Annotated in this window: 12 protein-coding genes; all 12 read left to right on the forward strand. The window is 64.8% G+C overall.

Translation table 11 applies throughout. The features are described from left to right. Positions 1-68: 68 nt before the first annotated feature. The 12 genes from KAZ48_03510 to KAZ48_03565 all read left to right on the forward strand — a co-directional run bounded on the left by KAZ48_03510 (position 69) and on the right by KAZ48_03565 (position 12,475). Entirely contained in the window at positions 69-779 is a 711-nt protein-coding gene (locus tag KAZ48_03510) for a redox-sensing transcriptional repressor Rex (GenBank protein ID MBP7971843.1), read from the forward strand. Then, positions 776-2,119 carry a glutamyl-tRNA reductase gene (locus KAZ48_03515; protein MBP7971844.1) on the forward strand — a complete coding sequence of 448 codons (1,344 nt, stop codon included), beginning with the start codon at positions 776-778 and terminating at the stop codon, positions 2,117-2,119. Before KAZ48_03510 ends, KAZ48_03515 begins: the two co-directional genes overlap by 4 nt. A 47-nt stretch (positions 2,120-2,166) precedes the next feature. Further along, entirely contained in the window at positions 2,167-3,066 is a 900-nt protein-coding gene (gene hemC / locus KAZ48_03520; protein MBP7971845.1) for a hydroxymethylbilane synthase, read from the forward strand. Beyond that, entirely contained in the window at positions 3,057-4,667 is a 1,611-nt protein-coding gene (locus KAZ48_03525; protein ID MBP7971846.1) for a bifunctional uroporphyrinogen-III C-methyltransferase/uroporphyrinogen-III synthase, read from the forward strand. The genes hemC and KAZ48_03525 overlap by 10 nt, the downstream gene beginning before the upstream one ends. 5 nt (positions 4,668-4,672) lie before the next feature. Next, positions 4,673-5,668, forward strand: a complete 996-nt coding sequence (hemB, locus tag KAZ48_03530) for a porphobilinogen synthase (GenBank protein ID MBP7971847.1) — start codon at positions 4,673-4,675, stop codon at positions 5,666-5,668. A gap of 40 nt (positions 5,669-5,708) precedes the next feature. Continuing rightward, entirely contained in the window at positions 5,709-7,040 is a 1,332-nt protein-coding gene (gene hemL, locus KAZ48_03535; GenBank protein MBP7971848.1) for a glutamate-1-semialdehyde 2,1-aminomutase, read from the forward strand. Positions 7,041-7,101: 61 nt separating this feature from the next. Further along, positions 7,102-7,743 (forward strand): histidine phosphatase family protein, encoded by a 642-nt coding sequence (locus tag KAZ48_03540; protein ID MBP7971849.1) that lies wholly within the window; start codon positions 7,102-7,104, stop codon positions 7,741-7,743. Positions 7,744-7,746: 3 nt separating this feature from the next. Further along, entirely contained in the window at positions 7,747-8,364 is a 618-nt protein-coding gene (locus KAZ48_03545; GenBank protein MBP7971850.1) for a TlpA family protein disulfide reductase, read from the forward strand. Between the two features lie 83 nt (positions 8,365-8,447). After that, positions 8,448-9,152 carry a sulfite exporter TauE/SafE family protein gene (locus KAZ48_03550; GenBank protein ID MBP7971851.1) on the forward strand — a complete coding sequence of 235 codons (705 nt, stop codon included), beginning with the start codon at positions 8,448-8,450 and terminating at the stop codon, positions 9,150-9,152. 30 nt (positions 9,153-9,182) lie between these two features. Continuing rightward, positions 9,183-10,895 carry a cytochrome c biogenesis protein ResB gene (locus KAZ48_03555; GenBank protein ID MBP7971852.1) on the forward strand — a complete coding sequence of 571 codons (1,713 nt, stop codon included), beginning with the start codon at positions 9,183-9,185 and terminating at the stop codon, positions 10,893-10,895. Then, on the forward strand, positions 10,882-11,976 hold the full coding sequence (gene ccsB, locus KAZ48_03560; protein ID MBP7971853.1) for a c-type cytochrome biogenesis protein CcsB: 1,095 nt from the start codon (positions 10,882-10,884) through the stop codon (positions 11,974-11,976). The genes KAZ48_03555 and ccsB overlap by 14 nt, the downstream gene beginning before the upstream one ends. Before the next feature lie 127 nt (positions 11,977-12,103). Further along, positions 12,104-12,475, forward strand: coding sequence for an integrase core domain-containing protein (locus KAZ48_03565; protein MBP7971854.1), 372 nt, complete (start codon positions 12,104-12,106; stop codon positions 12,473-12,475). The last annotated feature ends 355 nt before the right edge of the window (positions 12,476-12,830 follow it).

Consider the following 12,830-nt stretch of genomic DNA (forward strand, 5'->3'; position numbering starts at 1 on the left):
CCGGCGTGTGCAGAGCACGAGCCACCGCCGGACCGTCCGCACATCGCTTCGCGCAACCGGAGGTTCTAGTGACCGCTCGCCGGGGTATCCCCGAAGCGACCGTTGCCAGGCTCCCCGTCTACCACCGCGTGTTGACCTCGCTGCAAGAACTTGGTGTCACGACCGTCTCCAGTGAGGAATTGGCACACTCATCCGGGGTCAACAGCGCCAAACTGCGCAAGGATTTGTCCCACCTTGGTTCTTACGGAACACGTGGAGTCGGCTACGACGTCGCCTACTTGGTCTACCAAATCGCGCGTGAGTTGGGACTGACACACGACTGGCCAGTCGTGATTGTTGGCGTCGGCAACCTGGGCTCCGCGTTGGCGAATTACGGCGGCTTTGCCTCTCGAGGATTCCGGATTGTTGGGCTGCTGGATTCCGACCCGCAACGGGTGGGTGCGGTGGTTGGTCCGCTGAACGTCGTTGACCTGGCGGCCGGCTCTTCCGTTCCAGCCGTTGTTCAACACCTCGACGAGCTCGAGGCGGTCATCCAGGCCGGACAACCCGCGATCGGAGTGATCGCAACCCCGGCCGAAGTCGCCCAAGATGTCTGCGACCGACTGGTGTTGGCTGGCATCTCCAGCATCCTCAATTTCGCCCCCGTGATTCTGACCGTTCCCGATGGCGTCGAGGTTCGCAAAGTCGATCTGGCGACGGAACTGCAGATTCTGGCGTTTCATGAACAGCGCCGATCGCAGGACTCCGAGCTGGTCTCCGCCCTGGGCGCTGAAGTATGAGCCTGCTCCTTGTCGGTGTCAGCCACCGAACGGCCCCGGTCGCGTTGCTCGACCAGATCGCGGCCCAAACGGACTCGATTGCCTCCCTTCGCAACGACATCGCTGCCTCGCCGTATGTCGCTGAGGTGATGGTGGTCAGTACCTGCAACCGCATCGAGGTCACCACTGACGTGGTCAGATTTCACGGTGCGGTCAACGATGTGGCCGAGCGACTGGCCAAGCATTCCGGGGTCTCGCGCGATGCGCTGACTCCGCACCTCTACGTGCACTTCGAAGAACGCGCGGTCAGCCACATGTTCTCGGTGGCCAGTGGGTTGGACTCCATGATCGTCGGCGAACAACAGATCCTGGGCCAGGTACGCGGGGCCCTGCGCGATGCCCAAGATGCGGGCAATGCCGGCCGGGCACTCAATGACCTGGCCCAATCCGCCCTCCGGGTCGGCAAGCGGGTTCACAGCGAGACAGGTATTGACCGGCACGGGGCTTCGGTTGTGTCGGTGGCACTCGACGAGGCCACCGGCATCCTCGGCAACCTTGCGGATCAGACCGCGATTGTCGTCGGTGCTGGAGCGATGAGTTCGCTTGCATTGCAGACTCTGGCCAACCGCGGCGTCACCGACCTGAACATCACGAGCAGGACGGCTGAGTCCTCGCAACGGGCGGCGACTTCGGTGGGAGCGACCGCGATTCGGATCGATGATTTGCCTGCGCGCATCGCTGCTGCTGACGTCGTGGTCAGTGCCACCGGGGCGAACGGCTTGGTGATCGACTTCGACACCGTTGCTGCCGCCATGTCCCAGCGGCCCGATCGGCCACTGGTCGTCGTCGATCTAGCGCTGCCACATGACACTGACGAGTCCATCGCCCAACTGCCGAACGTCACCCGCATCGACTTGGCCGATCTTGCTGGGGCTCCAGGCGCAGAAGCTCCGCAGGCGGAACTTGAAGCTTCCCAACTCATGGTTGAAGCTGAGGTGCAGGACTTCCTGGCAGCCCAGGCGGCGATCCGAGTAGAGCCCATCGTGGTCTCGTTGCGCGCCAAGGCAGACATGGTGCTGGAAGCTGAGTTGCAGCGGCTCAGGCTGCGCCACCCTGAATTGTCCGATGTCGCAATCGAAGCCGTTGAGCGCACCCTGCGCCGCACGGTCTCCACCTTGCTGCATACCCCGACGGTCCGGATGAAGCAGTTCGCTGCCGATCCCGACGGTCAGCGATACGCCGAGGCGCTGCACGCGTTGTTTGACCTGGACCCGGAGTCCGTCTCGTCCCTGTCCGAAGCCAGCCCCGAACTCCTGGATCCCACCGACGTACCTGAACTCGACGGCGGGTGGAGTAAGTGAGCGCTGACGACACCGTGCGGATTGCCACTCGCCGAAGCCCACTGGCGATGGCGCAGGCCAGTCAGGTCGCGGCCAGACTGTCCGAGCTTTGCGGTCGCTCCGTCGTGCTTTCACCAGTTGTCACAACGGGCGATGTCAGCACCGAAGCGTTGTCCACTATCGGAGGCACGGGCGTTTTCGTAGGGGCTGTTCGCGACGCTGTCCTGGCTGGCGATGCCGAGATCGCTGTCCATTCACTCAAGGACCTTCCGACTGCCGAACACCGCGGCCTGGCCATCGCCGCCATCCCGGTACGCGAGGATCCACGCGACGCTTTGTGTGCAGACGATGGGCAGACCCTCGCCGAACTGGGCCCTGGTGCCCGGGTTGGTACCGGTTCGCCCCGGCGGGCGGCGCAGTTGCGCGCGCTGAGGCCGGATTTGGAGATCGTCGACATTCGTGGCAACGTCGACACTCGGCTGGCCAAAGTCACCGATGGTGAAGTGGACGCAGTGGTGCTGGCAGTCGCTGGCTTGACTCGGCTGGGCCGGGACGCGGCCATCACCGAGGCAATCGATCCGGAGCACATCCTGCCGGCACCGGGGCAGGGAGCGCTCGCGGTGGAATCTCGTGCCGACCTGGCAAATCGCGATCCGGAGTTGGCGCGCGCGTTGGCCGAATTGAACGATCCACAGACTCACGTTGCCGTTACGGCGGAACGTGCCCTGCTGAACAGGCTCGAAGCGGGCTGTTCAGCGCCCGTCGGAGCGCTGGCGACAATCACGTCGTCCAGCGCGCCCGACAACCATGTGCATTTGGAGGCCCTGACCGCTGGGGCCGACGGAACGCGTGTGATCCGCATGTCCGCTACCGGTCCTGCCAGCGATGCAGGCGAGTTGGGACGGCAATTGGCCGTCGCAATGCTCGCCGCTGGTGCGGCCCACCTCTTGGGAGAACCATCACTGTGACAACAGCACGCCCACGCAAGTCAACCCGTCCGCTCGGCAGCGTCTCGCTGGTCTGCGCGGGCCCAGGCGACCCCGAATTGCTCACCGTTCGCGCCATTGCGTTGCTTGCCAACGCGGACGCCGTCGTTGCCGACGCGGATGTCACCGGCATTGCTGCCCGGTACGCGCCGGAGGCAGAACTGGTGCCAGTGGTCAACGAGGACGGACTTCCGCTCGAACGACCCGCTCGCGCCAAGAAGGTGGTGGAACACGCCCGCACTGGCCAGACCGTCGTGCGGCTGTACTCCGGCGACCCGATCCTCGACGGTGCGATCGCGGCCGAGGCAAACACACTTCACCGATCCAAGATCCCGTTCGAGATCGCTCCGGGTGTCTCCGTCACGACGGGCGTGGCCGCCTACGGTGGTTTCCCGTTGCTGGCCGGCAAGGCCAAGGAGCTGCGGATCGTTGACGCGGACAGTGTCGAGGACTGGGCCGAGTTGGCCAGCCCCCGCCTGACGGTCGTGGTCCGCGACGGCGCGGACAAGGCAGTCGAGATCTCCAAGGCCCTGCTGGCCGCCGGTCGCAAGGCGGACACCCCGATCGCTATCACCCGGGGAGCCACCACCGTTGAGCAGCGGACGATCGCCAGCACCCTGGAAGAGTTGCCCGCCGCTGTCAAGGCGGCCAAGCAGGCTGGTCCGGGAACCGTGGTGATCGGTGAGGTCATCAACTCGCGCGACAAACTCTCGTGGTTCGAGACCAAGCCCCTCTTCGGCTGGCGCGTGCTCGTGCCTCGGACCAAGGAGCAAGCGGCGTCGCTGTCCGAGCAGTTGCGCCGGTACGGCGCTGTGCCGGTGGAGGTTCCGACCATCTCGGTCGAGCCGCCCCGAACACCTCAGCAGATGGAGCGTGCGATCCAAGGGCTGGTCTCCGGCCGCTACCAGTGGATCGCCTTCACCAGTGCCAACGCGGTCAAGGCAGTGCGGGAGAAGTTCGAGGACTACGGGCTCGATGCTCGCGCGATGGCCGGACTGAAGATTGCCGCAGTCGGGGAGCAGACCGCCGCGGCGTTGATTGCGTTTGGCGTCAAGCCCGACCTCGTTCCAACGGACGATCAGAGCAGCGCGGGGCTGGTTGCCCAATGGCCTCCCTACGACGCCGAGATCGACCCGATCGATCGCGTTTTCCTGCCGCGGGCGGACATCGCCACCGAAACATTGGCCGCAGGCCTGCAGTCGTTGGGGTGGGAGGTTGACGACGTCACCGCCTACCGGACCGTGCGCGCAGCACCGCCGCCGGCCGAGACGCGCGAGGCCATCAAGACCGGTGGTTTCGATGCGGTCATGTTCACCTCGTCGAGCACCGTGCGCAACCTCGTGGGAATCGCGGGCAAGCCCCACGCCTGCACCGTTGTCGCCTGCATCGGCCCGCAGACAGCCGAAGCCGCTGGCGAACACGGATTGCGGGTAGATGTGCTCGCCGATACGCCGAACGTGATGGTGTTGGCCGCGAACCTTGCCGCCCATGCCGAAGAGCTGCGACAGAAGGCCATCGAGAATGGTGACCTGACGTGGCGGCCGTCCAGGCGTCGCGCCGGATCGCGGCGCAAGGCCACCTGATCGCCATGGGGTACCCGGCCGCGCGACCACGACGGCTACGCCGAACGGCGCCGTTGCGGCGCCTAGTCGCCCAGACTCGGCTTGCTCCAGCGGACCTGATTCTGCCGATGTTCGTGCGAGAGGATCTGCCCGAGCCGCGGCCAATCACGTCCATGCCCGGTGTGGTGCAGCACTCGCGCGAGTCATTGGTGGCTGCAGCCCGGGACGCTGTCCAACTCGGCGTCGGCGGGCTGATGCTGTTCGCGGTGCCTGCCCATCGAGACGAGTCGGGATCTGGTGCGATCGACCCGGATGGCCCACTCAACTCGGCCGTTCGGGAGGTTGTTGCCGAGGTCGGTTCCGACATCGTGGTCATGGCTGACCTGTGTCTGGATGAGTTCACGTCACACGGTCACTGTGGCCTCGTCGATGAGCATGGGCACGTGAACAACGATGCGACCCTCAAGCAGTACCAACTGATGGGCGTCGAACTCGCCAAGGCGGGCGTTCACGTGGTCGCCACCAGCGGGATGATGGACGGCCAGGTCGGGGCGGTCCGAGCCGCCCTCGATGACGCCGGATTCGCCGAATCGACGGCGATCATGGCGTACTCGGCAAAGTACGCCTCTGCGTTCTATGGCCCGTTCCGCGACGCGGTCGAGTCGACGCTGGCAGGCGACCGCAACGGCTACCAGCAAGACCCAGCAAACCGCGTCGAAGCTACTCGTGAAGTCGAGTTGGATCTCGCCGAAGGCGCCGACATGGTGATGGTCAAGCCGGGATTGCCCTACCTGGATGTGCTGGCCGATATCGCAGCGCGTTCCGATGTGCCAGTCGCTGCGTATCAGGTCTCCGGCGAGTACTCGATGATCGAAGCCGCCGCAGCCAACGGATGGATCGATCGCGATCTTGCGGTCATGGAGTCGCTGATCTCCTTGCGTCGGGCCGGAGCCACCATGGTGCTCAGCTATTACGCGGCCGAGGTCGCGGGTTGGTTGCGCGACCGGTCCCGGTCGATGTGACACCGCCGTCGTACAGTTCACCAATGGGGCGGGTGTCGGAATGAGCAGCTCAACGGTCACGTCGGAATCACTGTTCGCCCGGGCGCAACGGGTGACCCCCGGCGGCGTGAACAGCCCTGTCCGAGCATTCGGCGCTGTCGGCGGAACGCCTCGTTTCTTTGTGTCCGGCCGCGGGCCGTATGTCACCGACGCGGACGGTCGCGAGTACGTCGACCTGGTTGGTTCCTGGGGTCCGGCGATCCTTGGGCACGCCCATCCAGCGGTCATCGCCGCCGTGACAGCCGCAAGCGAGCGAGGACTGTCGTTCGGCGCCCCCGGACCCGGCGAGGTTGAACTCGCCGAGGAGATCGTGTCCCGAGTCGCACCTGTCGAGCAAGTGCGACTCGTCAGTTCTGGCACTGAGGCCACGATGTCCGCGATCCGGCTGGCACGGGGGTTCACTGGCCGAGCCAAGATCCTCAAATTCGCTGGCTGCTACCACGGCCACGGCGACTCACTGCTCGTCGCAGCTGGGTCCGGGGTCGCCACGTTCGGCCTGCCCGATTCCCCGGGCGTCACTACCGGGAATGCCGCCGACACCATCGTGGTGCCATACAACGACGTGGACGCGGTGACGGCCGCCTTTGCCGAGTTCGGTGACCAGATTGCCTGTGTCATCACTGAGGCCGCAGCAGCGAACATGGGGGTGGTCGCACCACTGCCGGGGTTCAACCAAACGCTGTCGACGTTGTGCCGGACCCACGGTGCGCTGCTCATCAGCGACGAGGTCATGACCGGCTTCCGGGTTTCTCGATCTGGTTGGTACGGCCTGGAAGCCGCGCAGGAGGATTGGGCGCCTGACCTGCTGACCTTCGGCAAGGTCATGGGCGGGGGATTACCTGCTGCGGCCTTCGGCGGTCGAGCCGACATCATGGAGCAATTGGCGCCGTCGGGCCCGGTGTATCAAGCCGGCACGTTGTCCGGTAATCCGGTGGCAGTCACCGCCGGTCTGACGACGCTGCGCAACTGCACCGCCGAGTTGTATGCGCACCTGGACAGCACCGCTGCGGCGGTCGCGGCAATGACAAGTGCGGCGCTCTCGGGCGCCGGCGTGGAACACGTCGTGCAGTTCGCTGGCAACTTGTTCAGTGTCTTCTTCACCGATCACGCCGTCACGAACTTCGACCAAGCTCGCGCAGCGCAGGGGTTCCGCTATCGGCCGTTCTTCCACTCCATGCTCGACCAGGGAATCTCGCTGCCACCATCGGTTTTTGAAGCGTGGTTCGTTTCCGGGGCGCACGACGCCGCAGCCTTGGAACGGATCGAAGCCGCCTTACCCGCCGCCGCCGCGGCAGCAGCAACTGCCGTCGACCCTGCCCCCGCCGCCGTATGACCACGCGGAACACGCAGCTTGAGACGCCTGCCTGCCACGAGCCACGAGCCAGAGGAACCCGATGAGTCAACGCACGACCGTCCACCTGATGCGCCACGGCGAGGTCTACAACCCCGAGTCGATTCTCTACGGTCGACTGCCCGGATATGTGCTGTCTGACTTGGGCCACGAGATGGCTGCCAAAGTCGCCAAGGCTCTCGCCGGCCGCGACATCATCGAGGTGCGGGCGTCACCGCTTGAGCGGGCGCAGCAGACGGCTGCTCCCATCGCCGAGTCACATGGACTCCCGATCGGCACTGACGATCGGATCATCGAGGCGGCGAATCGGTTCGAGGGCAAACGAGTAGCAGTCGGCGATGGGGTGCTATCCCAACCCAAGTACTGGAAGTATCTGTGGGATCCGTTCAAACCGTCGTGGGGTGAGCCGTACACGCAGATCGCCGACCGGATGGCGGCTGCGATCGCTGACGCCAAGCTCTCGGCCAGTGGACACGAAGTCGTGCTGGTCAGCCATCAGCTCCCGGTATGGACTACCCGACTTGCCGCGGAGAACCGCCGCCTATGGCATGACCCGCGCAGGCGCCAATGCAATCTGGCGTCATTGACGTCGCTGACCTTCGACGACGACAGACTCCAAACCATCACCTATAGCGAGCCTGCCGCCGACCTGGTGGCCAGGGCACACAGAGGCGCTGGAGCCTGATCGATGAACGCCCACCGAACACCGCGCATGTCGATGCTGCGCGCCGCAGCGGTCGCGTTGTTCGGCGTATTGGCAATCTCCCTGCTCGCGGCCTGTGGGAGTGCCACCGGCTCATCGGGTGGCGGACAATCACGCTTCATCGCCGGTGATGGCACCTCGGTGCTGTTGCCGCCGGCCGAACGTCAACCGGCACCGGCCGTCACTGGCACGACGCTGGATGGTGACCCGTTCGACCTTGCCTCGCTGAAGGGCAAAGTCGTCGCCGTGAACGTGTGGGCCTCGTGGTGCGCGCCGTGTCGGGCCGAGGCGCCCGGTCTTGAGGAAGTGGCAACCCAAATGGCCTCGCAGGGGGTCCAGTTCGTCGGCCTGAACACACGCGACAGCAAGGCCTCGGCGCAGGCATTCGTCAGTCGGTTTGAGATCAGCTACCCGAATGTGTGGGATCCCGATGGACAGATTCAACTGCAGTTCCGGGACACGCTGCCGCCGCAAGCAATCCCATCGACACTGCTGATCGACAAGGACAACCGGGTAGCTGGCCGCATCCTCGGCAAAGCCGATCGAACGCAATTGCGCGACCTGCTGACCGAACTGGTGAACGAGCCCGGCCCGTCAGCGTGAGCACGTCAGCATTGACCTTCGGCATCGCTTCCGCGGAACAAACCGTGGTGAGCGGGTCGTTGCTGTTGGCGCTGCCGCTGGCCATGCTGGCCGGCCTCCTGTCGTTCCTTTCCCCATGTGTGCTGCCACTTGTCCCCGGCTACCTGTCCTTCATCACCGGACTGACAGGGGCGGAACTCGCGGAGGATTCCATTGAGCCGGGCACACGTCGCAAGTCCCGCGTCGTACTCGGTTCGGCCCTATTCGTCTTGGGCTTCTCGGTGGTATTCGTCAGCCTCGGCGCGGCATTTGGCGCGCTCAGTCAATGGTTGTTCGAGTACGCGACCACGATCCAACGGGTGCTCGGGCTCGTCGTGATCGTGATGGGGTTGATGTTCGGTGGCTGGATCCCTGGTCTGCAGCGTGAGTGGCGGATTCACCGCGCCCCAACCTTCGGGATCTGGGGAGCCCCACTGCTCGGGTTCTTGTTCGGCTTGGGTTGGACCCCCTGCATCGGGCCGACGCTGTCGGCGGTGTTGGGTCTGGCGGCGACCGAGGGCAGTGCTGTGCGAGGCGCTGTTTTGAGCTTCGCTTACTGTCTGGGGCTAGGTCTTCCTTTTATGCTCGTAGGGTTGGCCTTCAGGCGAACGGCAGGAGCACTCACGTGGGTCAAACAGCACTACCAACTGGTCATGCGCGTCGGCGGTGGCATGTTGGTGCTCGTGGGAGTGCTGCTCGTGACCGGACTGTGGGATCAGCTCACCGTCCAACTGCGCGCGTGGGCAGGTGCTTTCAATGTTCCGCTCTGACGCCAGCGCCTGTCGGGGATGGTGAGCTAGGTGGCTGAGCGGACGGTTGACGCTCCCGACGACTCCAGTGCCCTCGGTGACGAGGCGACCACCCGTTCTGATGACGCCACGGCCGGCCTCAGCACCCAGCCAGCGGACTCGACCACGCCAGGCATCAAGCTCGGCCCTGGCGGCTGGCTCCGGTGGGCTTGGCGCCAACTCACCAGCATGCGCACCGCGCTGCTCTTGCTCTTCTTACTTGCGCTGGCGAGCATCCCCGGATCGCTATTGCCACAGCGCAGCACCGACGCCGCCAAGGTCACCCAGTACCTGACCGACAAACCCGGGCTAGGAGCGTTCTTCGACAGCATCGGGTTCTTCGATGTGTTTGCCGCCCCATGGTTTGTCGCGATCTACGTGTTGCTCTGCGTGTCCATCACCGGCTGCGTGTTGCCACGGGCACGGCTGCATTGGCGAGCGATGCGTGCTGCCCCACCGGCGGCTCCGGCGAGGTTGTCCCGTTTCGCCGAGTCCCGTTCCTGGCTGACCACCCCGGACACGATCGCGCCGCAAGACGTCCTCGACAAGTCCGCGGAGTACCTGCAGGCCCGGCGGTGGCGTGTCATCAGCAGCGAGTTCGATGGCACTACCGGGTGGGTCAGTGCCGAAAAGGGGTACCTGCGCGAGACAGGGAACCTGGTGTTCCACGTTGCGGTGCTGGTGTTGCTGTTCGCGGTGGCGTTCGGCGGCCTGTTCGGGTGGCGAGGTCAGACACTGGTGGTCGAGGGTGAGGGTTTCTCCGACACCATCACCCAGTACGACACGTTCAAACCCGGTCGAATGGTTTCCCCGAGTGACCTGCCGCCGTTCTCGTTTACCCTCGATGACTTCAAGGCCAGCTACCAGGAAGACGGGGAGCAGCGCGGCGCTCCGAGGGAGTTCTCGGCCGACGTCACCTACCGGGATGAGCCGGGCGCACCCAACCGAACCAAGACCATCGCGGTCAACTCACCGCTGAACGTCGACGGTGCCAAAGTCTTCCTGATCGGTCACGGGTACGCACCGCAGATCAAGGTCACCGACCCGAAGGGCCAGGTTATCTACGACGCCCCGACGGTCTTCTTGCCCTCGGATGCGAACTTCTCGTCCAACGGCGTGGTCAAGATGCCCGACGCAGATCCGCAGCTCGGACTGCAGGGTATCTTCCTGCCCACGGCATTCATCGATCCGATGAAGGGTCCGATCTCGACCTTCCCGGCCGCTAACGATCCAGCCGTGTTTCTTTCCAGTTGGGAGGGCAACCTCGGTTTGGACAACGGAGTCCCGCAGAACGTGTACCGGCTGGACATGTCATCGATGAAGCGCACCGGAATCAAAGCCATTCGCCCTGGCGAAAGTTGGCAGCTGCCCAATGGGCGTGGCACCGTCACCTTCACCGGGGTATCGGAATATGCAACCTTTGACGTCGCCCATGATCCGGGTAAGGAGCCGGCCCTCATTGCCGCGCTGTTTGCCATCGCTGGCCTCATGGCCTCGCTGTTCGTGCCGCGGCGTCGAGTCTGGGTGCGCGTGACCAAGTCCAGCGACGCCGACAATCGGGTCGAGGTGGCTGGCCTGTCCAGAACTGACGAGGCTGGGTTGCGCCCAGCCATCGATCAGGTCGGAGAGGCTGTGATGAGCATGGCGCCGCCCAAACCAGAAGACGAAGAGGGCACACTAGGCGAAGGCTCCGCGGCCACCGGCCGCGCAGATGATCGGGAGTAACCTGACAATGGCGGTAGACACCTCGCTTGCGCAGCTCAGCAATACCCTCGTTTATGCGTCCATGGCGGCGTATACGGGGTCCTTCATTGCCTTCGCGGCATCCATGGCAGCAGGCCGTGGCAGGGCCGAGGTGGCGGATCAGCCGGCACTGGCCAAGCGCGAATCCACAGCGACCAAGGGCCGCGCGGTGACGTTGGCAGCCCAACAGCGCGTGAGTGCCGCAGCTGGAACCACCACGACGGCTGACCGTCCCCCGACGGAGAACAACGACGAGGATGCCGCGGTTCCGGTAATCCCCGGCCGCAAGGCCGGAAACATCGGCACCTCGTTGATGTGGCTGGCAACGCTGATGCTCGCCGCTGGCGTCATCGCCCGCGGTGTCTCGGCGGGTCGGCCCCCGTGGGGCAACATGTACGAGTTCTCGCTGGCCTCCGCATTCGCGGTCTCGGCCGTGTACCTCGGGATTTCCACCCGACGCGATGTCCGCTGGCTCGGGGTCTTTGTCTCCGGCGCGGTGCTTCTGACGCTGGGAACCGCAGTCACCGTGCTCTACACCGAGAGCGCCCAACTCGTCCCGGCGCTGAAGTCGTACTGGCTGGCGATCCACGTCAGCGCGGCGATCATCTGCGCTGGTGCATTCACTGTCGGTGCGTTCGTGACTGTGCTGTACCTGGTGCGTGACCGGGCGGAGAAGAAGGCCGCCGCAGCACTGGCTGCCGATCGGGGCAATGGTCAAGTTCAAGGGTGGCTGTCATCGCGGGTGCCCAACGCCGAACGGCTCGACGCAATGGCGTACCGAATCAACGCGTTTGTCTTCCCGTTGTGGACCTTTGCTGTCATCGCCGGTGCCATCTGGGCCGAGAACGCTTGGGGTCGTTACTGGGGCTGGGATCCCAAGGAGACCTGGGCCTTCATCACCTGGGTGGTTTACGCCGGGTACCTGCACGCGCGGGCCACCGTTGGGTGGCGAGGTCGCAAGGCAGCCGTGATTGGCTTGGTCGGCTACGGCGCATTCCTGTTCAACTACTTCGGTGTGAACATGTTTGTCAGTGGCCTGCATTCTTACGCTGGCGTCAAGTAGAGCGAGTTCCCTCACCAGCCCGGCACCTCACCAACCAGCTGGTGCCCACCGCCGGTGGCCGATTGGCCGGAGGCTTATTTCCTGGTGCTAGCGCTCCTCCAACGAGTTCGAAGACGCCTTCGGGGGCGTGATCAACGCCAACCAGCGCTTCATCCGAGCGCACTGCCCGTGGCCAAACGGCAATGTCGAGCGCTTCAACCGAACACGGCGAACCGAGTGGGCTCACCGGAAACGATTCGACTCCGACGACGAGCGCATTCGAGAACTCGGTGGCGGTGCTTGCCGCCGGAGCAACCTACCGGTAACGATTCGACTCCGACGACGAGCGCATTCGAGAACTCGGTGGCGGTGGTTGCCGCCGGAGCAACCTACCGGTAACGATTCGACTCCAGCGACGTGCGCGCAGCGGCGTGGCCACCGGGGCTGTGCTATTGCAACGATCGAGGTACCCCTTAGCTATCGGAGGGCTCGCGCCGATCGCCCGGTGTCAACAACCTGATGGCTGAGTACCGCTAGGCGGCAGCGTCGAATAGGCGCTGCTCGAGGCTGGTCCAGTCGCTCGCTGGCTCGGGCGGTTCGCTCGCCGGTTGGCGCGGTTCTCTCGCCGGTAGAGGCGTGGGCGCCGTCCTGGGTTCAGTACGGGTGGCTCCGTCTAGCGGCGCGTCTCGGACAGGGAACACCATGGGCTGGAGTTGGGGTGGTCGTGGTTGTTGGTGGAGTCGGCCGCGGGGGCTGGTCCATTCGATGATCGTCTCCCCGGTCTGCCGGTCGGGGGGTTTGATGATTCGGACTCGCCATCGGTGGTGGGTTTTGAGTTGGTGGTGTCGGCGGCACAGGCTGATCAGGTTGTCGGC

This window comes from Candidatus Nanopelagicales bacterium, from assembly GCA_018003655.1.
Classification (GTDB): domain Bacteria; phylum Actinomycetota; class Actinomycetes; order S36-B12; family UBA10799; genus JAGNDY01.